The 20,925-nt window shown below is 65.0% G+C and carries 15 protein-coding genes; 4 read left to right on the forward strand and 11 right to left on the reverse strand.

The genetic code is table 11. The features are described from left to right. Window positions 1–65 precede the first annotated feature (65 nt). Genes msrB through WDM91_00530 form a run of 3 tightly spaced genes read right to left on the reverse strand, consistent with a single transcriptional unit; the run spans window position 66 to window position 2,085 of the window. On the reverse strand, window positions 66–554 hold the full coding sequence (gene msrB / locus WDM91_00520; GenBank protein MEI9993047.1) for a peptide-methionine (R)-S-oxide reductase MsrB: 489 nt from the start codon (window positions 552–554) through the stop codon (window positions 66–68). 11 nt (window positions 555–565) lie between these two features. Continuing rightward, window positions 566–1,204, reverse strand: a complete 639-nt coding sequence (locus tag WDM91_00525; GenBank protein ID MEI9993048.1) for a carboxymuconolactone decarboxylase family protein — start codon at window positions 1,202–1,204, stop codon at window positions 566–568. A gap of 11 nt (window positions 1,205–1,215) precedes the next feature. After that, window positions 1,216–2,085 carry an isocitrate lyase/phosphoenolpyruvate mutase family protein gene (locus WDM91_00530; protein ID MEI9993049.1) on the reverse strand — a complete coding sequence of 290 codons (870 nt, stop codon included), beginning with the start codon at window positions 2,083–2,085 and terminating at the stop codon, window positions 1,216–1,218. A 92-nt stretch (window positions 2,086–2,177) separates the two neighbouring features. Between WDM91_00530 and WDM91_00535 the strand changes: the two genes are divergently transcribed. Continuing rightward, window positions 2,178–2,357 (forward strand): CsbD family protein, encoded by a 180-nt coding sequence (locus WDM91_00535; GenBank protein MEI9993050.1) that lies wholly within the window; start codon window positions 2,178–2,180, stop codon window positions 2,355–2,357. 49 nt (window positions 2,358–2,406) lie between these two features. On the opposite strand, the gene WDM91_00540 is transcribed toward WDM91_00535, so the two are convergent. From WDM91_00540 to WDM91_00550, 3 genes are read right to left on the reverse strand one after another with little or no spacing between them, the layout of a single operon-like run. Further along, window positions 2,407–3,048 carry a hypothetical protein gene (locus tag WDM91_00540; protein ID MEI9993051.1) on the reverse strand — a complete coding sequence of 214 codons (642 nt, stop codon included), beginning with the start codon at window positions 3,046–3,048 and terminating at the stop codon, window positions 2,407–2,409. A gap of 26 nt (window positions 3,049–3,074) precedes the next feature. After that, a complete protein-coding gene (locus WDM91_00545) occupies window positions 3,075–4,955 on the reverse strand; it encodes an ABC transporter ATP-binding protein (protein MEI9993052.1) in 1,881 nt (626 codons plus the stop codon). Further along, window positions 4,952–6,802, reverse strand: a complete 1,851-nt coding sequence (locus tag WDM91_00550) for an ABC transporter ATP-binding protein (protein ID MEI9993053.1) — start codon at window positions 6,800–6,802, stop codon at window positions 4,952–4,954. The genes WDM91_00545 and WDM91_00550 overlap by 4 nt, the downstream gene beginning before the upstream one ends. A 368-nt stretch (window positions 6,803–7,170) precedes the next feature. On the opposite strand from WDM91_00550, the gene sppA reads away from it, so the two are divergent. Continuing rightward, entirely contained in the window at window positions 7,171–8,949 is a 1,779-nt protein-coding gene (sppA, locus tag WDM91_00555) for a signal peptide peptidase SppA (protein MEI9993054.1), read from the forward strand. A 73-nt stretch (window positions 8,950–9,022) separates the two neighbouring features. Here the strand turns inward: sppA and WDM91_00560 are convergent, their stop codons facing one another. Both WDM91_00560 and WDM91_00565 read right to left on the reverse strand, forming a co-directional pair. Beyond that, window positions 9,023–11,956, reverse strand: a complete 2,934-nt coding sequence (locus WDM91_00560; GenBank protein MEI9993055.1) for a TonB-dependent receptor — start codon at window positions 11,954–11,956, stop codon at window positions 9,023–9,025. 1,035 nt (window positions 11,957–12,991) lie between these two features. After that, on the reverse strand, window positions 12,992–13,396 hold the full coding sequence (locus tag WDM91_00565; GenBank protein ID MEI9993056.1) for a helix-turn-helix domain-containing protein: 405 nt from the start codon (window positions 13,394–13,396) through the stop codon (window positions 12,992–12,994). A 100-nt stretch (window positions 13,397–13,496) separates the two neighbouring features. Here WDM91_00565 and WDM91_00570 point away from each other — a divergent pair, with 100 nt between their 5' ends. Next, window positions 13,497–14,405: an NmrA/HSCARG family protein gene (locus WDM91_00570; GenBank protein MEI9993057.1), complete on the forward strand. Its 909-nt coding sequence runs from the start codon at window positions 13,497–13,499 to the stop codon at window positions 14,403–14,405. 366 nt (window positions 14,406–14,771) lie between these two features. Here WDM91_00570 and WDM91_00575 read toward each other — a convergent pair whose 3' ends face one another. The 3 genes from WDM91_00575 to WDM91_00585 form a co-directional block, all read right to left on the reverse strand. Next, window positions 14,772–17,708, reverse strand: coding sequence for a TonB-dependent receptor (locus WDM91_00575; GenBank protein MEI9993058.1), 2,937 nt, complete (start codon window positions 17,706–17,708; stop codon window positions 14,772–14,774). Between the two features lie 71 nt (window positions 17,709–17,779). Further along, on the reverse strand, window positions 17,780–18,553 hold the full coding sequence (locus WDM91_00580; protein MEI9993059.1) for an outer membrane beta-barrel protein: 774 nt from the start codon (window positions 18,551–18,553) through the stop codon (window positions 17,780–17,782). A gap of 225 nt (window positions 18,554–18,778) precedes the next feature. Beyond that, entirely contained in the window at window positions 18,779–20,422 is a 1,644-nt protein-coding gene (locus tag WDM91_00585) for a sulfotransferase (protein MEI9993060.1), read from the reverse strand. Window positions 20,423–20,618: 196 nt separating this feature from the next. On the opposite strand from WDM91_00585, the gene WDM91_00590 reads away from it, so the two are divergent. Continuing rightward, entirely contained in the window at window positions 20,619–20,882 is a 264-nt protein-coding gene (locus WDM91_00590) for an exodeoxyribonuclease VII small subunit (protein MEI9993061.1), read from the forward strand. Window positions 20,883–20,925 lie beyond the last annotated feature (43 nt).

The following is a 20,925-nucleotide window of genomic DNA, read 5'->3' on the forward strand; positions in this document are numbered from 1 at the left end:
GGCTGGATGGGTCCCGGCTCTGCGCGATGCGTCCGCATGGCTTGGCCGGGATGACGGCGAAGCGGCTAATCCGGTTTGAAGCCCAGCGCCACGCCGTCCATGCAATAGCGCAGTCCGGTCGGCTTCGGGCCGTCGTCGAAAAGATGGCCCAGATGGCCGGCGCAGCGGCGGCAATGGACTTCGGTCCGGCTTTCGATCCAGGAGCCGTCCGTCGTGGTCTCGACCGCATGCGGCAGCGGCGCCCAGAAGCTCGGCCAGCCCGTTCCGCTATCGAACTTGGTGTTGGAGGCGAACAAGGGCAGGGCACAGCCGGCGCAGGTGAAGATGCCCCTGCGATGTTCGTTGAGCAGCGGACTGGTATAGGGATACTCCGTCCCCTGCTGGCGCAGCACGTCGTAAGCCGCGGGCGACAGGCGCTTGCGCCATTCCGCGTCGCCGAGCTTGCGCCAATCGGCGTCGCTCATGGGCGCTGTGGCGCGCGCTGGCGCGAGCCCCAGCGTGGCGGCTGCGCCGCCGAGCATCAATCCCGTGAGAAAGTCGCGCCGGTTCGTCATGCTCGGTCTCCTCAAGTCTTGTCCTGGTCCACCATGCGCATCACGTCGGCGGAGGATCCGGCCGGCGCGGCGACCTCGACGATGCGGTCGTCGACGTCGTCATATTCGAGGCGCAGGGCTTTGCTCATCACCGCATGCATGTCGTACATGCCCACGATGTAGGTGAGTTCGAGGATCTCTTCGTCGCAGAGATGTTTCTTGAGCGCGACGAAGATCCCGTCGGCGACCCGGCCGCCTTGCAGGACCATCGCGTCGGTATAGGCGAGCACGGCGCGCTCGGCCGGGCCGTAGCAATCGGCGACCGGCCAATGCGGGATGGATGCGATCTGCTCCTCGCCGAGACCGACGCCGCGCGAGGCCTTGCAGTGCTGCGAATAGACGAACTGGCTGCCGCGGGCCCAGCCGGCGCGGGTCTGCCCCAATTCGCGCAGCTTGGGATCGAGCTTGCGCTTGCCGCGATAGAATTGGAAACCGGCGACCGCGTGGTCGAAGGCATCGGGGGAGATGGCGAACACGGTCCACCAATTGCCCGGCGTGCCGGTGTCGGTGCCGGGCTGCGCGACGGGATCGCGCGCGCCGAACAGCGATCGGTAGATGGCCTTGGCGAAGGGGTGGGCGGCATCTTTCCCGACCTGGCGCAATCTCGGCATGGTTTCGCTCCCTATTTCGTGCCCGCGAGCGCTTTGGTTACAGCCAGAAGCTCGGGCAGTTTCATGATCTCGTTGTAATGGCCGAAGCTGGAGCGGTTGCCGTCCAGCATCTTACGTTCGCCGCGGAGAAGCAGATCATAGATCTCCTCCAATCGTTTCGTGACGCCGAGCAGCGCCGAGATCGGATAGAGCACGACGCGGTAGCCCAGGGCGTCCAGCTCCGCCACGCTCAGCAGCGGCGTCTTGCCGTCCTCGACCAGGTTGGCGAGCAGCGGCACACCCTTGAAGGTCTCGGCGACGCGGCGCAACTCTTCTTCCGAGCGCGGCGCTTCGATGAAGAGCATGTCGGCGCCGGCCTCCAGGAAAGCCTCGCCGCGCGCCAGCGCTTCGTCGAGGCCGTGCGTCGCGCGGGCATCGGTGCGCGCCACGATCTTGAACGCCTTGCTGTCGCGCGCCGCGGCCGCGGCGCGGATCTTCTGCGCGGCGTCCTCTTTCGGGACGACCTCCTTGTCCTCCATGTGGCCGCAGCGCTTGGGCAGCACCTGGTCCTCGAGCTGGATCGCCGCGGCGCCGGCGCGCTCATAGGCGCGCGCGAGCTTCGCCGCGTTGAGCGGCCCGCCATGGCCGTTGTCGCCGTCCGCGATCAGAGGAACGCCGTCGCAGGCGCCTGCGATGACGCCGACGCGGTCGATCATTTCGCTCGCGCTGACGAGCCCGATATCCGGCACGCCGAAGCCCGCGCCCGCGACGCCGAAGCCGGTCATATAGAGCGCTTGTGCGCCGGCGCGCGCCGCGACCCGGGCCGATAAAGCATCGTGCACGCCGGGAACAACGGTTGCGTGCGGCCCGGCGAGAATCGCATCGAGGGTGTTCGGTTCCATGGCGGCTCGAATTTAATCCTTTGCGGTAGCGGGAACGTGGGACGCGGCCTGTCGTTCTCTGTGAGAATTCCACTCAGATCATGGAGACGGCAATGGACAAGGATCGTATCGAAGGTTCCGCGACGCAAGCCAAGGGTGCCATCAAGGAAGCCGTGGGCAAAGTGACCGGCGATGCCAAGCTCAAGACCGAGGGCGCGACCGACAAGCTCAAGGGCAAGGCTCAGAACGCCATCGGCGGTCTGAAAGACGCCGCCCGCGACGCCGCCGATTAATTTTCGTTCGCGCGGAACGATGGAAGAGCCCGGCGAAAGCCGGGCTTTTTCATTTGGAGGGCGCGCCAGGCTCGAGACCGCAAATGTGGTCGAATTTGCGGATGAAGCCTTCCTGGAGCGGACGCTCGGCGGTCAGGCGGTCGCGATAGCGCTTGATGAATGTGTCGAGGTCGCGCTGGAAGCCATGGCGGTAGAGAATTTTTTCCTTGAAATCGATGGTCGAAGCTACGTCGGGCTTGTGAGTTCTGATCCGCCAGCCGTTCTTCGTCTGCGCTTCGTGCAACAGGCCGCAGCGGATCGCCGTATAGAAATCCTCCGCCGCCTCCTTGCTAAAGGATTTCGCGAAAGGTTGCTCCTGGGTGAGAAACCTGACGAACAACTGGTGACTGTTGGAATACTCGAAGGCGGTAAGCGCCTTTGAATAGCGGAAGTTCTTGCCAGCCACCGCGGCCGCGAGAAATTCGAGCAGGGCGCATTGGATCGTCACGATCGAAAAGCCTTCGCCGTTACTCGCTTCGCTCGACTGGAGCACGCCGAGCGGCTTCATGTAACGCGCGAGGATGCGCTCGTGGAAATATTCGGTGCCGGCCCTGCGCCATAGAACCGGATCGCGCGATCCCGCCAGCATCTTGCGGAAACTAAGCCAGTCTTTGACTGTCCTGGTTCCGGCGATCTTGGTGTTTGGATCCATGCGCGCCACACCCTCGCTGCGGCAACTCAGCCGGCGACTGCCTCCTGGAATTGCAGCTCGTAGAGCGTCTTGTACAGCCCGCCCCTCGCGATCAGCTCCTGATGGGTGCCGATCTCGCGAACCCTGCCATCCGTTAGCACCACGATGCGATGGGCGTCCTTAATAGTTTGTAAGCGGTGCGCGATGATCACCGAGGTGCGGCCCTCGGTGAGCTTCAGCAGCGCGTCCTGGATCACCAGCTCGGTCTCGGTGTCGATGCTCGCGGTCGCCTCGTCGAGCACCAGCACTTCCGGGTTCATCGCCAGCACCCGCGCGAAGGCGAGAAGCTGCCGCTGGCCGTGGCTGAGATTGCGGCCGCGCTCGTTCAGCGGCGTGTCATAGCCCTGCGGCAGGGCGCGGATGAACGGATCGGCATGCACCAGCTTGGCGGCATGCTCCGCCGCCGCGCGGGTGATGCGCGGGTCGTTGAGCGCGATGTTGTCGTAGACCGTGCCGGAGAAGATGTGGAAGTCCTGCAGCACCACGCCGATCCGCGTGCGGATGTCTGACGGCTTGATCTGCATGATGTCGATGTTGTCGAGGAAGATGCTGCCGTCGGGCACGTCGTAGAAGCGGCAGAGCAGGCGGATCAGGCTGGTCTTGCCCGAACCCGTCGGTCCCACGATGGCGATGCGCTCGCCCGGAGCGATGGTGAAGCTCACATCCTTCAGGATCTTGTGCTCGGGGTTGTAGGCGAAGTCGAGGTGGCGGAATTCCACCTTGCCGTGCAGGTCCGCCGGCAGCGGCGTGGGGTGCTCGGGTTCCTTCAGCGCCTCGTTCCAGTCGAGCGCCTGGAAGATGCGCTCGCCGCTCGCCATCGCGCGGAAGACGATGTTCCACTGTTCGCCCATCGCGACGATCGGGCGGAACAACATGTCGAGGAACTGAGTGAACAGCAGCAGCGTGCCCACCGTCATCGCCTGATGCAGCACCAGATGGCCGCCGAACCACACGATGGCCGCGATGCCGATATAGTTCATCCCGTCGATGAACGGCCCGTAGAAGCTTTCGATAGTCAGCGCCTTCACCTCGGTGACGCGGTTCTGGGTGTTGATCGCGCTGTAGCGCTCGAAGTTCAGCTTCTCGCGGCCATAGAGCTGCACGACCTCGATGCCCGACAGGTTCTCCTGCAAATTCTCGTTCAGCCGCGAGACGCTCAGGCGGATGATGCGGTAGAGCGGCCGCGACATGCGGCGGAACATCCAGGTGAAGAATCCCGCGATCGGCATCACCGGCAGCAGCTCGAAGGTGAGCGTGGGCGACAGGGTCAGCATGATCGAGATCGCCACGAAGAACGGCACGAACTGTCCTGCAAGCTGGCCGAAGCCGGCGAACAGCTCGAACAGGGTCTCCACGTCGTTGGCGACGCGTGTCATCACCCGCCCGACCGCGACGCGGTCGTAGAAGCTCGACGGCAGGTGCTCGAGATGCTCGAACAGGTCGCAGCGCAGGTCGCGCAGCGTGTTCAGCGTGGCGCGCCCGAACAGGATGCCGAAGCCGCGGCCCAGCGCGGCGGCGAGCAGGACCCAGCCCATATATTGCGCACAGGCCGCGACCAGCGGCGTCAGGCCGAAGGTCGCCGCGATCCAATGGTTCAGCGCCTCCTGTCCCAGGTCGGCCAGCGCCGGCCCCCGATGATCGAGCACGATGCCGTCGATCAGCACGCGGCTCATGACGGTCGGCGCCATGATCGCGGCGACTGCCGCCAGCAACACCAGCACCAGCGATCCGATCGCCTGCGCCCGATACGGCTTCATCCAGCCCAGCAGGCGCCGCACCTGGCCGGTGTCGAGGCTCTTGCCATAGACGTCGTCGTCGAAGGCGCCTTTCGGCCGGCGCGGCGCATCTGTCGCGGTGGCGTCCGTCATGTCGCGGCCTCGACGCCGGTTTCGCGCTCGAGATCGTGGACGAGCTCCTCGCGGCGCCCCTGGACCTGCGCGAAATGGGCGTAGATCCCGCCGCGCGCGATCAGCTCGGCATGGCTGCCCAGTTCGGCGACGCGGCCGTCCTCGAGCACGACGATGCGGTCGGCATGCCGCGCGGTGGAGACGCGGTGCGAGACAAGCAGCGTCGTGCGCCCGGCGCGCAGCGCTTTCAGCCGCGCGAGGATATGCTCCTCCGTCTCGGTGTCGACGCTGGAGAAACAGTCGTCCAGCAGCAGCACCGGCGTGTCGCGGATCAGGCCGCGCGCCAGGCTGGTGCGCTGTTTCTGCCCGCCCGACAGCGTGACGCCGCGCTCGCCCACCAGGGTGTGCAGGTGGTCGGGAAAGCGCGCGATGGTGTCCTCGAGATCGGCGGCCTCCGCCGCGCCGGCGATGTCGGACAGCGGCCGCGCCGGATTGTCGTAGGCGATATTGCGGCCCAGTTCGTCGGCAAAGAGGAACGGGTCCTGCGGCACCAGCGCGATCTCGCCGCGCAGCTGTGCCAGCGGCAGCAGCCGGATGTCGCGGCCGTCGAGCGCGATGGCGCCGGGCGGCGGATCGAGCAGCCGCACGATGGCGCGCAGCAAGGTCGACTTGCCCGCGCCGACGCGACCGAGGATGGCGATCGTCTCGCCGGCGCGGATCTCGAGCGACACGTCGTTCAGCGCCGCGAGACCCGCGACGTCCCGCCCGCCCGCCCGCGCCTCCTTCGCCGTGGCGCGCCGCGGATAGGTGTAGGACAGATGCCGCAGCGCGATGTCGCCCCTGATCGTGTCGAGCGGCCTGGCATCCGGCGCGTCGCGAATCTCCGGCTCGTAATCGAGTATCTCGAACAGCCGCGCCGCGCCGGAAGAGCCGCGCTGGAACATCGAGACGATCTGGCCCGATTGCTGGATCGGCTGCACCGCCATGCCGAGATAGAGCGTGAAGGCGGTGAATGTCCCGACGCTCATCTCGCCATGCATCACCTGCCAGCCGCCGAAGCCCATGATCACCATCACGGCAAGGCCGGTGAACACGACCATCCAGGCATTCAGCGCGGCGTTCAGCACCATCAGGCGGAAATAGTTGTCGGCATAGGTCGCCGAGACCTGCCGGAAGCGCGCGACCTCCCGGTCTTCCTGCGCATGGGTCTGGATGGTGCGGATGCCGTTGAGGTTCTCCTGCACCGATTCCGACAGCGCGGAGAAACCCTCCTGCACCCGCGTCGACTGCTCGTAGATGCGCCGCGACAGGAAATAGCCCATGCCGGCGATGAACGGCATGATCGGCAGGAGCCACAGCGTCAGCTTGAGCGACAGCGCCAGCATGAAGGCGAAGGCGATGAGGCCGGAGAATCCCAGCACGATCAGCGTGCGCGAGCCGACGCCGATCAGCTGCCGTACCAGGTTGAGGTCGTTGATCGCGCGCGCCATCAGGTCGCCGGTCGGGAAGCGCGCGAAGAAGCGCGGCCCCTGAAGTTCGAAATGCCAGTAGAGGCGCTCACGCATGGCGAAGGTGACGGTGACGCCGACCAGGCGCACGAGTTGCCGGCCGTAAGCGACAGAGACATAGCGCACCACCGCCAGCCCGAGGATGCCGAGCACCGGTCCCAGCAAGGCCCAGTTGTGCGCCGCGACGCGGTTGACCGCCGTGCTCACGAACAGCGGCATGCAGGCCTCGAACACGCGGCCCAGGCAGATGAAGAACATCCCGCCCCAGAACTTGCCCGCGTGCCTGTTGACCAGCGGGATGAGCCGCCGGAGCGCGCTACGCTCCGGCCTGGCCGCTTGCTGTGCTGGAGAGACGCTCAACTGTTCCGCCGGCGCGGATGCGCCGTTTCCCTGTGCCACGGACGGTCCGCAGCGTTCTTGTCTTTGTGATAGGACAAGTCTACGGACCGCGCCGCGCCACTTCCAGTGCTCTTGCCGCGGCGCATGGCGGAATTGCGTCTTGCGACAATTGCTGCAAAAGGACGAAGCGCGCTCCGGTCGGCTTCTTGGGCGCGGTTCGCGGCGCTTCCGCCGTCGCCGCGCCGTCCGTCCCGCCGCTATGACTGTGGATTTTCCAGGAAAAGCAACAGGTTATTACCCGTCGCGGCGCGATCCGTGCCGCCCTCGCGCTTCTTTAATACCGTCCCCATATAATGGGGCGAACCGCGCCGCCACGAAGGGTCTCCCCCATGATCGCATTCCTCCGCTGGGCCAAGTCCGTTGGCCTGGGCGTCCTGAACGCCATTGCGCGCTTCGCCGTCTTCGTCGTCCTGCTGCTCGTCGTGATCTTCACGGTCGGCATCTTCACGGGCGACGGGCTGCCGCCGAACATGGTCCTGGCGCTCGACCTGCGCAAACCGCTGCAGGACTCGTCCAACACCAGCTTCAGCTTCGGCGGCTCGCCGGTGACTGTGATGGACATCGTGCTGGCGCTCGACGCCGCCGAGCGCGATCCGCGCGTCAAGGGTGCTGTGGTGCGTATCGGCAGCGCCAATTTGTCGATCGCCCAGGCGGAGGAGATCGGCGGCGCGCTCAAGAAATTCCGCGCCTCGGGCAAGTTCGTCATCGCCCATGCCCAGGGCTTTCTCGCCGCCGGCCTCGGCGACTATCTGACGGTCGCCGGCGCCAACGAGATTTGGATGCAGCCGCGTGCGCCATTCACCGCGGCGGGCGAAGGTGGCGGTGCGTTCTTCCTGCGCGGCCTGCTCGACAAGCTCCAGGCCGATCCGCAGATCGTCAAGCGCGCCGATTACAAGAGCGCGGCCGACCAGTACATGGAAAAGAACATGACGCCGGCCGACCGTGAGCAGCTCACGCGGCTGATGCAGTCCTGGTACGATGCGGCCACCGCCGGCGCGGCGGCCGGCCGTCATCTGCCCCAGGCCAAGGTCGCGGCGGTGTTCGAGGCGAGTCCCCAGTTCAGCGAGGATGCGCGGGCCGCAGGCCTGGTCGATCGCCTGGGCTATGACGACGATGCCCGCAACGCGGCGCTCGGCCGGGCCGGCGCGGGCGCCAAGATGGTGGCGATGGCCGATTTCGTCCGCGTGCAGCGGCAGGCCGCCGCCTATGCGCCCGGGCCGCAGATCGCGCTCATCCAGGCCGCGGGCGAGATCCAGGACGGTCCTGCCGGCGGCGGCAGCCTGTTCGGCGACGGCGAGGTCATCTCGGGCGACGAGATGGCGAGCGCCATCCGCGCCGCCACGGCGGACAAGGACATCAAGGCGATCATCCTGCGCGTCGACTCGCCCGGCGGCTCGGTGACCGCCTCGGATCAGATCCTCGACGCGGTGAAGAAGGCGCAGGCGGCCGGCAAGCCGGTGGTGGTCAGCATGGGCGGCGTCGCGGCCTCCGGCGGCTATTACATCTCGCTGTCCGCCAACCGGATCGTCGCGGAGCCCGGCACCATCACAGGCTCGATCGGCGTCCTCACGGGCAAGGTCTCTGTCGACCGCAGCCTGGCGCTGGCCGGCATCGGCACCGACACGGTCGGGGTCGGGCGCAATGCGCTCTACGATTCCGAATTCCAGCCCTATACGGTGGACCAGCTCGCGGCGCTGAACCGCGAGGCCGATGCGATCTATGCCGATTTCACCGGCAAGGTCGCGGCCGGCCGGCATCTTGCGCTGGCGCAGGTCCAGGCGATCGCGAAGGGCCGCGTGTGGTCCGGCGCGGATGGGTTGAGCCATGGCCTGGTCGATCAGCTCGGCGGCTTCTGGACGGCGGCGGATCTCGCCGGGAAATTGGCCGGCGTGGCGCCGAATGAGCGTGTCGCCTTCCGCATCTATCCGCGGCAGAAGGGCTTGCTCGATGCGATCGGCGCCCTGTTCGGCAATTCCTCGGCCGGGGTGCGCGCGGTGCAGGGCTTGGTCACGCTGATGAACGCGGCACCTGTGCGGGCGGCGATCGGCGCGGTCGGCGACCTGCCGCGAAGCGGCGTCGAGTTGCGGGCGACCAACCTGCCGCACTGACTGCGGCCGCCAAGGAGATGAAAAAAGGGCCGCGGATTTCTCCGCGGCCCCGATTTCTTCCTGATGCGGGAAATTACATCTTCGCGGAAAGCCTCATGTAGAAGAAGCGACCGACGAAGTCGTAACCGCCGCCGGCGAAGCTGTTGCACTTGCAAATGCTGTCGTTGCCGAGGAACGGCGGATCCTGATCGAACAGGTTGTTGACGCCGAAGATGATGCGGCTCGACTTCAGGAACGTGTCATCGCCGACCCAGGAATTCAGGTCGTAGGCCACGCTGACATTGTTGTTCCAGTTGTCGCCCAGGACGTTGCCATACACCGGCGCCGAACCGTCGAGGTTCGTCGTGTGCGAGGCGAACAGCGTGTCCCAGTGCAGCGTCCAGGCCTCGAGCTTCCAGTCGAGGTCGAGCGTCGCCCGATAGGCCGGGTAGTTCAACTCCACGCCGTTGTTGAAGTGCCCGGTGTTGTGGATGTCGCCGGTCGGCAGGAGCTGGACGTTCGAGAACTCACGCGTCATCTCTGCGTTGAACACGAACGAGCCGGGGAGCGGGAGATCGAGATCCGCCGCGGCCGTGTCGTAGTTCAGCTGCAGCTCCATGCCCGTGACCTTGTTGGCGCCGAAGTTGGCGTTCAAGGCACTGATCTGGAAGATGCCGCTGGAGTTGCGCGTGATCTGCGAACACGCGGCCGCCGACTGCAGCGGCCCGTAGCACTGGAGCACGAAGGAATCGAGCCCCACCGCTGCCGGGATACCGCCGCCGCCCTGGATCGCGTTGGTGACCGTCGTCTGGTAGTAGTCGCCACCAAAGCTGAAGCCGGGGGTGAAGCTCGGCGTGACCACCGTGCCCACGTTCCAGCCATGCGATTTCTCGGGCAGGAGCGCGGGGTTGCCGCCGATGATGATGCCGCGCTGGTCGGAAGACAGATTGTTTTCCGGCGATTGATGCGTGGCGATCTGCGCCGGGGTGAGACCCTGCGCGGTCAGAGCGGCATAGCAGGTCGAACCCGGTGCCAGGCTGGCCTGGCCCATGTTCGTATTGCCATTGACCTGGGCGCGGACGTCGCACGGGTCGCCGTCCAGCGTGTTGTCGCTGACGGCGTGTCCGCCGAACAGCTCCGACACGTTGGGCGCACGGAAGCCGGTGGAGTAGGTCCCCCGGAACCGTATGTCGTCCGTGATGCTCCAGTTCGCACCGACCTTGTAGGTCGTGGCATTGCCGAAGGTCGAGTAGTGGTCGAACCGCACGCTCGGCGTGACGTCGAAGGACTTCGCGAAGGGCAGGCCGGCGAGAACCGGAATCTGCAATTCGGCGTAGGCCGAATAGACGCCATAGCCGCCCGACGTCGGGAAGGTCTGGTTCGGCGCATAGCTCGCCTGCACCAGCGCGTCCGGCGTGTCGGAGAGCGATTCGAAGCGGCGCTCGACACCGATCGCGCCCTGCATCGTGCCATAGGGCAGGTCGATGACCGGTCCATGGATGTCCGCATAGGCGTAGTTTTCGATCGAGCGGTTGGTATCGACCTGGGTGTACTTCAGATACGCGACCTGCGCCGCGGTCAGGCCGTTGGGCTCATTGTAGAAGTTCGGCGGCGCCACCGGCACGGCGAACCCGAAGGCCGGGTCGAACACGCAGCCACCGGGAACGTCGACGCAGGGGATCTGACCCATGGCTTGGGCCAGGTGGTAGAAATTGCCCGTGTTGTAGACGCGATTGGTGTCTTCGTTGCGCTGCTGGACGTAGCCGGCTTCCCAGTGGTAGTCGCCAAAGGCCGTGCCTTCCAGACCGACGCGGATGCGATAGGTCTGCGAGGTCTGGCGATAGGTGCGCGGCCCGAACTGGACCGGCGTGTCGAAGGCCAGGATGCAACCCGTCGGGTCGGGACAGGCCTGCGTGCCGCCGGGCTGGACGTTGCCGCCGCCCGGATAGCCCCAATGCGCGTCTGCCGGAACGTAGAAGCCCGGATAAATGATGTTGCCCGTGGCCGGATCGGTCGTCGCGATCGAGTCGCCGAGCAGCGGCTCGGGACGGAGCTGCTGGCCGGAGCGGCGATCGTTGAAGCTGCCCTGGACGATGAAGCTGACATCCGGAGTGATGTCGTAATGTCCGTTCAGCGAAAGCTGGGTCCGTCCCAGCGAGCCCTGGAGCGTGTTCCAGCCGCCTTCCGGGGTGTAGCAGCCTGCGTTCAGCTTGAGCGTGCCGCCGATGAAGAAGGAGCAGGGCACTTGTGCGGCAAGCGCCGGATCATGGGTCGTGCCGGCAACGCCGTTCACCCATATCTCGGAGCCCGTCTCGTCCTTGAGCGTGGCCGGCTGGCTGCGCGCGATCGAGCCGCCCGGGAAGTTCGGGTCGGTGGCGTGCGGATCGCTCGCCCAGTCTCGCTGCCATTGTCCCAGGGCGCTGTCGTTCTGGTTCAGCACGGAGATCGTGACGTTGCCGCGCTCCACGTCGATGCCGAGGGTCGCGCCGACGCTGTAGGTGTCGCCGCCGCCATGCTGGCTGCCGCCGGCTTCGGCGTCGAACTGCAGGCCGGAGAAATCCTTCTTGGTGATGATGTTGACCACGCCGCCGACCGCGTCCGCGCCGTAGACCGAGGATGCGCCGTCGCGCAGGACTTCAACACGCTCGATCATCGAGACCGGAACCGAGTTGATATCCGGCACCGAGATGCTGCCCGCGAAGACGGGGATCAGGCGCTGGCCATCGATCAGCACGAGTGTGCGTGCCGGCCCGAGGCCGCGCAAGCTGATCTCCGAAAGACCGACGCCGCCATTGTTGGAGTTGTTGCTGAGGCCGAGCGTATCCGCGCCGGTCATCGTCTTCAGCACGTCTTCCAGATTGTAGGCACTGGTAAGCTGGATCGCGTCCGCGTCCTTGACCGAAAGCGGGCTGGGATTGGTCAGATTGCTCATGGGAATGCGCGAGCCGGTGACCACGACGGTCTCCGTGTCGGCGCCGGCCGCGGCAGCCGAAAGTCCTATCAAGGATAGAACGGCGGCGCCGGCCATGGCGACTGCTCGTAGTTTTGGTTTTGTCTTGTGCAACATCAGTGGATGCCCCCTTTGGTTTTGTCGAAGCGACTCTGCCTGGGGTCATGACTTGGCTGATGCCAAGCGCCGCTCACCTATTGCGCTCCGGTGAATGGCTCCCCCCAATCGCAGTCACGCTACGTCCGACACGCGCAAGGGTCAAAATCGAAGTGCTGCATTGCGGAATTCGCCTGGCACCTGTTGCATTTTAGTGTCAACATGCTGATCCCTAAGCATCCGCCGCCAAACGTGGCTGGAATCTAAAGTAAAATTTATACAACGCACCGCTGGACTTGAAAATGTAACGAATCTGGGCGTTTTCCCAGGTTTGAGCGCTTTGAATCGTAGGGAATATCGATCAGTATCGGATCAATATTCGGCAAAACGATCTCCAAGCCATTGCGCGCCGGATGCGGTGCTGTTTGGCGCGGCGGCGATGATGGCGCGCGCCAAGCGCTGGACGGCCGATATCTCCGCGCGGTTGTCTGCGAATCGGGCGCCGACAGCGCGCACCCGATTGGCGGCGGCTTCCGGCGCGTCGGGACCGTGCCGGAGGGATTTTCTGCGCTGGGGCGGCCAGAGCGGCGAGCGGGGATGGTTTTGCGCGGAAGCGCATGTCGTGCGTCCGCGCAGCGCCGCCCTTTCCCGCAAGGCCGCATAAGAGTCGGATGCGGGATGCCGTCCATAGCGGCGAGCGATCGCGGCCGTCGTCGACGACCAGGAACGTGATCGCGAGCCCGACGTGCCAGGCTCCCGTCACGGTCGGATCCAATTCGCATGCCGGCGAAAACTCGTCGTCCTCGCAAACCGCATCGTCAAAGCCGACACCCCATGGCAGGCGACCAAATCCCTTGACTGACAATACGGTCACCCGCACGTCATCCTGAGCGACGCCGCAGGCGGCGTCGAAGGGCGCGGACCATGACAAGTTTTTGTCAGGCTGACGCCAACCTGGTGCGCAAGGCGGCTGGAGAGACGAACCGGGAGATCGCAGCGGCGCTGCAGAAGTCCATGTTACGCGCGGGCGTCATCAAAGGCGCGGCGGCACGCTTCGATGCGAGTCCGATTGTCCCGAATCCAAGAGCTAAATCCTTCCAGCATCGGCAACATGCTTGCTCCCATATCGGTGAGTTCATACTCGACGCGGGGCGGCACTTCCGCAAAGTAGTGGCGCAACAGCAGGCCGTCACGCTCCAGATTGCGGAGGGTCAGCGTCAGCATGCGCTGGGTGATCCCTTCGATGTTGTTCTTGAGCGTCGAGAACCGGGCCCGACGATCCGGCACGACCGCCAAATGGGAGATGACGAGCACGGTCCATCTGTTGCCCAGCCGGGCAACAAGGCCGGTCGGTGCGCACGGCCGGAAGCCAAGGCGTTGCTCGATATCGGACGGAGGCCCGCCTTCGGTTGCATCGTTCAAGGGTATCATCCCTGTGCATGGGGTTCACAAATGTGCCGTCTTCCGGCGCCGTCGTGTGAGTGTATATGGGTAGCCCTCGCTCGCAACGAAGGTGGCTCCCATGACGAAACGGCAAGGCCCGATCCTGGTTTTCGGTTCGACCGGCCAGCAAGGTGGATCGGTTGCGGCGGCTCTCCTGAAGGCCGGCTGGCAAATCCGTGCGCTGGTTCGCGATCCGACCTCCGCCAAGTCCGTCACGCTCCGCGCGGCCGGTGTCGATCTCGTGAAGGGGAGCTTGGACGACATCCGATCGATCCGCGCCGCCATGGCGGGCGTGCACGGTGTTTTCAGCGTCCAGCCCAGCTCTGGACAAGGCGCGCTCTACGGCGTCACCGACGATGACGAGGTGCGCTACGGCACAGCCGTCGCCGATGCCGCCGTGGGGGCTGGCGTCGGCCATTTGGTCTATAGCTCCGCATCGGCTGCGGGCGATCAGCCGGTCGGTATCGGATATTTCGATAGCAAGGGACGGATCGAATCCCACATCCGCTCGCTTCCGATCACCGCGACCATCGTTCGACCTGTCGGCTTCATGGACATGCTGGTGAGGCCGGGATTGGGCATCGACACCGGGCATTTCGTCTCGTTCGCCGAACCGGATCAGTCTATTCAGGTGATTGCGGTCGAGGACATCGGCAAGTTCGTCGCCGCGATCTTCGCTGATCGGACTCGCTTCAAGGGCGTGACGCTGGAAATCGCCAGCGACATGTTCGTAGCCCGCGATATCGCCACCTTCTTCACCGAGGCGGCAGGCCGTCCCATTACCTATTCGCGCTTTCCGGAACAGGTTCTGGCGGCCAGTCCCTTCCTGGCGCGGATGGCGGATCTCATGAACGGCGGCCCGCTCGCCGGCCATGCCGATATGGATGCATTGCGCGCCATCAACCCCGAGATGCTGCCGTTCCGGTCATGGCTCGCTGGCAGCGGCCGAGAGGCCTTCCAGCGGGCTCTTGGAACGGGTGGGGCATGAGGCTTGCTGGCGCATAGCCCGCATGGCCGATGAACGCAGGCTCGCTCCAAGACAGCGGGAGCGCCTTCGCCGCATCGCGAGGGCGCGAGCATCCGGGAGATCGCCCGCGCCCTTGGCCTATCGCGACACACGATCCACCACGACATCGCCTCCGCCTGCGATCGCCTGCAGGCCAAGAGCCGGGCGCACGCCGCGGCGCCGGCGATCTCGCGAAACCTGATCTGTGTTTCCGCAGGGGCGGCTGGGGCGCAAAGCCGAGGGCCGCGCGATGGATATCGCGGCGTCGATGAACGCCGGCGACGCGTGGCGCCAAAAAAAACGGCGGCCCGAGCGGACCGCCGTTTTGCTTGTCTGGATCGGCGGAACTTACAGCTTGAAGTTCACGCCCGCATAGAGGAACAGGCCGATCGGATCGTAGACGTCGGAGTCCGTACCGGTACCCGTCGTGTCCAGGCCCGAGCCCGGATAGATCTCCGGCGGACGGGTGTCGAACAGGTTGTTGGCGCCGACATAGACCTGGGCCCACTTGTTGAGGTCGTAGGTCGCGTTCAGGTCCAGGTAGTAGAAGGTCGGGACGCGGTTGGCCGGATCGTCGATCGGAACCGTGCCCGTCTTGTCGATCAGCGCCGGACCCACGAAGTGGATCGTCGTCGTGACCGACAGCGGACCGGTGTTGTAGGTGGTCCGCAGCAGGGCCTTCCAGTGCTCGAGCCCGATCGTCCCGGCGCCGATGATCGGCGACGTGCCGGCGACGCCCGGATCCGTCGTGTAGGAGTCGAGATAGGTCGTGTTGAGCGACACGGTCCAGTTGCCGGCATCGGCCAGCGTCGGGTCCAGATCGCCCATGTCGAAGGCATAGGTCAGCGTGCCGTCGACGCCCGAGGTCTTGACCGAGCCCAGGTTGAAGGTCGGGAAGTTGAGCTGCTTGATGATCGGGCCGAGCGTCGAGTCGTGCTGCCGGATGATCTGCCGGCAGAACAGGTTGGTGGCGAACAGCGTCGGGCTCGCCTCGTAACACGCATTCAGCGTGTCGTTCGAGGACAGGCCGCCGATCGCACCGGTCAGGCGGATGTCGTAGAAGTCGACCGTCGCCTGCAGCCCCGACACCCAGCTCGGGGTGTAGACGAAACCGGCCGTGAAGGTATGCGCGGTTTCCGGCTTCAGGTTGGGGTTGCCCGAGACGTTGCCGCCCACGCCCTGGAGGGCCGCCTGGCCGCCCGGCAGAGTGTAGTTCGGCGCCGCCGGCTCACCCACGAAGCCCGGTCCGAGCGCGGCGATCTGCGTTGCGCAGTTCGTCGCCACATTGGTGCCGGGTGTCGGATGCGAGCAGGGATCCACCGAGATGCTCGGGAAGGTCTGGGCGTTCGGCGCGAAGAGCTCACCGATGTTCGGTGCGCGCGTCGCTGAGGCTTCTTCGACCCGGAACTTCAGGTCCTCGATCGGCTGGTAGGTCGCGCCGTAGTTCCAGCTCGTCGCATCGCCGGCCGTGCTGTAATGCGCGAAGCGCACCGCACCGGTGATCTCGAGATACTGGGCCAGCGGCAGGTCCTTGAGGACCGGGATCAGGCCTTCCGCGAAGACTTCCTTGACATTGAAGCTGCCGCGGATCGCCGATTGCTGGTTGCCCGCGACCGTACCCGCCTGGGTGGCGGCATCGGGAACGAAGGACGCCGTCTCGTCGCGATACTCGCCGCCGATGGCGAACTTGACCGCACCGGCGGGCAGGTCGATCAGCGAACCGTTCGCCGTGACCTGGCCGACCTGCTCGACCGCCTGGCTCTGCAGCGACAGCGGCGAAGCGACGTAGGCGGCCGCCTGCGGCGTGATCGAACCGGCCCCGAACAGATTGATCGGGACGCAGCCCGCAGCCCGAGCGATCGGATCGCTGCAGACGAAGCCGCCGCCACCGGCCGGCGCGACTTCCCCGGCGACCGGTGCGCGCGCGTTCAGCGCGTTCTGCAGCTTGATCTTGTCGTAATAGCCGCCGTCGAACTGGCCTTCCGAGGTACGGCCCCACTCATAGTAGGAGTTCCAGGACCAGTCGCCGAAGGGCAGCGGGCCTTTGAAGCCCAGCGTCACCTTCGCCATGGTGCGATCGACCACTGCGGTGCGATCGCCCAGGTCGCCGAAGCGGCGCGAGAAGAAGAACCCAGGCGAGCCCGGATGCGCTGCGATCGTCGTCGCGTCGGCCGCGAGCAGGGCGGCCGGCACGAAGGGGTTGGTGTAGGGGATCACGATGCCGGTGCCGCCCGAGGAGGTCGGCGCGCTGAGACCGTCGGTCGACGCACCGGGATAGGGCTCGAGCTGCGACGCCGAATGCGATTCCGAATAGGTGGATTCGACGAAGAAGGTCAGCCACTTGGTGATGTCGTAATGCGCCGTCTCGGCGATGACGCGACGCGCCAACGGAACCTCGATATAGCGGTTCGGATTGCGGTCGTAGCCGTTGGCGGCCGTGCTGAACACGGTGCCGTCCGGATTGTAGCTGGTGCCGATACCGGTGCCGCCGCCGCCCGGAGGGGCAACCTGGAAGCGGCCACCCAGACCGAACGAGCTGTAGGCTGCCGGTCCGAGGATGAGCGTGCCGGCATGACCGTAAAGCGGGAACAGACCCGGCAGATAGGTCTCGTCCGTCGACGTCAGGTCGCGATTGCTCGAATGGATGGACCCGCTGTGCTCGACCGTCGCCGAAATCGTGACGTTGCCGCGATCATTGGCGAAATTGGTGCCCAGCGTCAGGGCGCCATAGACGTCGCCGCCATCGCTGCGCGAGCTCGAGCCGGCCTGGCCGGTGGCGAGCAAGCCCTCGAAGTCGTCCTTCAGGATGATGTTGACCACGCCGGCCACCGCATCCGAACCGTAGATCGCCGACGAACCGCCGGTGATCACGTCGACCCGGCTGATCAGCTGGGTCGGGATGGTGTTCAGGTCGACGGCGCTGGCGGTCGGCGAACCGGAGACCTGGCGGCGTCCGTTGACCAGCACCAGGGTGCGCGAGCTGCCCAGCGAGCGAAGGTCGACGTTCGAAATGCCGAATCCCGAGGTCAGGAAGTTGGAGTTCGTCGGCGACAGGTCGCCGAGGCCGCCCGCATTCTGCACCTGCGGCAGCTGCGTCAGGACGTTGGCGATGTTCGGCTGGCCGGTCTTCATGATGGTGTCGGCATCGACGACGACCGTCGGTGTCGGTGCATCGCCGGCAGGATGCTGGATCAGCGAGCCGGTGACGATGACCGTCTCGACCTGGTCGTCGGCGATTGCGCTGCTGGACAGCGCGACCGTGGCCGCACCGGCAAGCAGGAACATGCGAAAGGAAGTCTGGAACTTAGGAGTATTGAGCACAGTTGCCCCCCTAGAGAGATGGATAACCGACGGAATCAGAGCGTGAGCCGGAAGCCGAGCAGCACCTCATGGCTGTCGAAATCCGCATCGACGTCGCCGCCATGCAGGCCGGGCGCGATCCTCAGTTTCGCGCCGTCGGCCGCGAAGTAGCGGTAGTCGGCAAAGAAGCTGATGTCGTCCGAGAGCGGAACGCTGGCGCCCGCGCCCAGCTGCCAGGCGAAGACGTAGTCGTTCTTCTCGATCAGGTTGTTGCCGCCGAGCTTGCCGCCGATCTGGATCTGTGCAAGGCCGATGCCGCCGCCGACATAGGGCGTCACGCCGAAGGATTGGCCGAAATCATGGAAGTCGTACCAGACATTCGCCATCAGCGAATACGCGTTGAGCTTGATGTTCGCTGGCTGGTTGCCGGTGGATTGGCTCAGGGTTGTAAGCGGGTTCCAGCCCGGGCCCGTGGCGCCGCCGCCGGTGTGGGTATGACCGGCATACTGGTACAGGGTGCGAACGCGAGCGGAGCTCTTGGAGGTGTTGCCGTGATAGGCCGCCTCCAGCTCGGTGCGGAACGTGCCCCAATCGATGCCCCAATTGCCGCCAACGACGAACCCGGTCTTGAAGCTGGTGTCGACAGACTGATGGGAAACGAAGGTGTAGGTGGTCGAATGGGTGTGAGAAATGCCTTTGAGGCCCGGCTTTTGAAGGAGACTGGCGCCACCGAAAAGGCTGACATACGTCGACGCCGCTTCCGAGGCACTCGTCCCCGCCAGAAGCGAGGCGGCAGACGCGGTAAACAGCAGAAGGTTGCGAACTTTCATTTTTTCCCCGCTATGATCGTGCGGTCACCGCATCCAACGGCGGCACCGAGCGAAGAAATCTTATGCTCGCAACTCTTTGTATCGCAACGCAGTATGACGCCGGGACTTCATTCTGAAGTCAGAAGTTGCAATTCTGACACGTTTGACACATATTGCTAATATTCTGTCCGGCGGTACGCGCGTCAACATTCGCCGCGCTCGTAAACTTCCCGATTTTACGACCGATTATGATTCAGCATTCGCCAGCGGACCCAACGCGTCCAGAAGAGGCTGCAATTCCGGCATGTAATTGCGCCATTTTTGCACCGATGTCTTGTAGATCGGCTGGCGGACTTGCCATTGACTTGCGGTGCGGACGGCGCGCTCGACGCTGTAGAATTCGAGGCAGCGCGCATCCCATTCCAGTCCGATGAAGTCTACGAGTCGCCGCGCCGTTCCTTCGAGATCGGTGGTGTAGTCTTCATAGTCGACGTCCAGAATCGGGATCGGCAGCGTCTCGCGCCAGTGATCCATCAGGCTATGATAACCTTGGTAATAGCGGCCTATATCGGTCAGCGAGCGGTTGTAGCCGTGGGCGTCGTTGAAATTCTTGGTCCAGCAGGACAGGCAAGTATCGACCGGATCGCGCCGGCAATGGATGATCTTGGCATTCGGCAACACCAGCGAGATCAGGCCCAGGAGTTCGAAATTGTGGGGCATCTTGTTGGTGATGCGCTTCGCTGCGCCGTCCGCGCGATTCTTGAGGTCGCGGATGTAACGCTCGCCGATGAGATGCGCGCCATACTGGCTGAGCTTCAGCGTGCTCAGGGGGAAGACGTCGCGGGTGGGTGAAATGTCCTCCGACAGGGTCGCCATGCGCTCGAAGGATTCGATTTCGCCGCCGCCATAGACCTCCGGATGCGCCGACAGGATCTGCTCGGTCAGCGTGGTGCCCGACCGGGGCATCCCGACGATGAACACCGGAACATCGGATGGGAATCCCCAGCCTTCCCGTTCCCGGAAGAAGCGCTTGGAAAACACCATCTTCTTCTGGCGGCGATAGTCCAGATTCTCCTTGTGGTCGAAGTTCTTGTAGGCCAGCCGGTTTCCGGCATCGAAATGCGCGAAGGCCCGGCTATAGAGCTTCAGGTCGTCGCAGATCTTGCCGGCGGCATAGCGCAGGGAAATCCTGTCGGTGTCCAAGAGCGCCTCGTCCTGGAGCTGCGATTCGATCTCTGCGAGCGTGCCGTCGTCTTTGCGGAACTTGTGGACATGGGCAAGGCTGATATAGCCGGCCGGACGGTGGGGGAGGCGTTCGATGACCTGCCGCGCGGCCTGCTCGGCCTCATCGAATTTGCCCTGATCCGACAGAATGCCCGTGATTCCCACCAGAGCGGCATAGACCCGGTCGTCCTTGGCCCAGACCTCGCGCCAGAGTTGCAGGGCGCCATCGACCTCTCCCAACTGGCGCAACACCCGGCCGAGATTGTACTTCGCCTCGTCGAAATCGGGCTTGAGCGCCACCGCGCGTTCCAGGTGGTCGCGCGCTTCGTCGAAGCGCCGCAGTTCCGACAGGGCATGTCCGCGATTGTTGTGGATATTGGGGTCGCGGGGCCGGATGGCGAGGGCGCGGCCCATCAGGTCCACCGCTATGGCGAGCAGCCCCTCATCGGCCGCCAGGACGCCCAGCAAATTCAGGGCATCCGGCTGGTTCGGGGCGTAATCCAGCACTTTTCGATAGCAACGCTCCGCCTCTTCCTTGCGGCCCTCCCGGTGATGGGCGATCCCTTCTTCCATGAGCTGCTGCAGCAGCGCGGGCGACGCGGCGCGCGGGTTGAAGGCGGGAAATCCGTCCCCGGGTACTTCGAACTTGCTTTCCTTCGTCGCCATGATGGTTCCACTCTCGGATCGGGGTCGCGCGGTACTTGGCCGGATTTGTGATTATTATTTCCGTAACAGGCAAGCCGGGCGCTGTCGCGGCAGGAACCGGCCATGCGGCGGCCGTCCCGGCCCCACCGTCGCCGCAAATTGTCACCCGCGGCAAACGCGGATATGACCGGCGGCGCTCAGCGCGATGGAGCAAGACATGACCGCAAAAAGCAAGCCGGACGCCGTTCCGGTCGCCCAGCTCAGTTTCGAACTCGCCCTCAAGGAGCTGGAGGGCATCGTCTCGCGTCTGGAGCAGGGCGAGGTCGATCTGGAGGATTCCATCGCCCTCTACGAGCGGGGCCAGGCCCTCAAGCTGCACTGCGAAGCCAAGTTGAAGGCGGCGGAGAGCCGGTTGGAGAAGATCGTGCATGGCGCCGGCGGCGCAACGGGCGCGGAACCGGTGGATCTGGGCTCGTCCTGATTTGCGTTGATTTGCGGTCTGAAAAGGCCGACTTTTCGCAATG

This window comes from Rhizomicrobium sp., from assembly GCA_037200385.1.
Lineage (GTDB): Bacteria > Pseudomonadota > Alphaproteobacteria > Micropepsales > Micropepsaceae > Rhizomicrobium.

Bases quoted from the DNA above. Each gene is read 5' to 3' on its own strand.
- WDM91_00585 (MEI9993060.1), bottom strand. From the start codon at position 20,422: ATGGCGACGAAGGAAAGCAAGTTCGAAGTACCCGGGGACGGATTTCCC.
- WDM91_00575 (MEI9993058.1), bottom strand. From the start codon at position 17,708: ATGTTCCTGCTTGCCGGTGCGGCCACGGTCGCGCTGTCCAGCAGCGCA.
- WDM91_00580 (MEI9993059.1), bottom strand. From the start codon at position 18,553: ATGAAAGTTCGCAACCTTCTGCTGTTTACCGCGTCTGCCGCCTCGCTT.
- WDM91_00570 (MEI9993057.1), top strand. From the start codon at position 13,497: ATGACGAAACGGCAAGGCCCGATCCTGGTTTTCGGTTCGACCGGCCAG.
- WDM91_00545 (MEI9993052.1), bottom strand. From the start codon at position 4,955: ATGACGGACGCCACCGCGACAGATGCGCCGCGCCGGCCGAAAGGCGCC.
- WDM91_00590 (MEI9993061.1), top strand. From the start codon at position 20,619: ATGACCGCAAAAAGCAAGCCGGACGCCGTTCCGGTCGCCCAGCTCAGT.
- WDM91_00560 (MEI9993055.1), bottom strand. From the start codon at position 11,956: ATGGCCGGCGCCGCCGTTCTATCCTTGATAGGACTTTCGGCTGCCGCG.
- WDM91_00540 (MEI9993051.1), bottom strand. From the start codon at position 3,048: ATGGATCCAAACACCAAGATCGCCGGAACCAGGACAGTCAAAGACTGG.
- WDM91_00525 (MEI9993048.1), bottom strand. From the start codon at position 1,204: ATGCCGAGATTGCGCCAGGTCGGGAAAGATGCCGCCCACCCCTTCGCC.
- WDM91_00535 (MEI9993050.1), top strand. From the start codon at position 2,178: ATGGACAAGGATCGTATCGAAGGTTCCGCGACGCAAGCCAAGGGTGCC.
- sppA (MEI9993054.1), top strand. From the start codon at position 7,171: ATGATCGCATTCCTCCGCTGGGCCAAGTCCGTTGGCCTGGGCGTCCTG.
- msrB (MEI9993047.1), bottom strand. From the start codon at position 554: ATGACGAACCGGCGCGACTTTCTCACGGGATTGATGCTCGGCGGCGCA.
- WDM91_00530 (MEI9993049.1), bottom strand. From the start codon at position 2,085: ATGGAACCGAACACCCTCGATGCGATTCTCGCCGGGCCGCACGCAACC.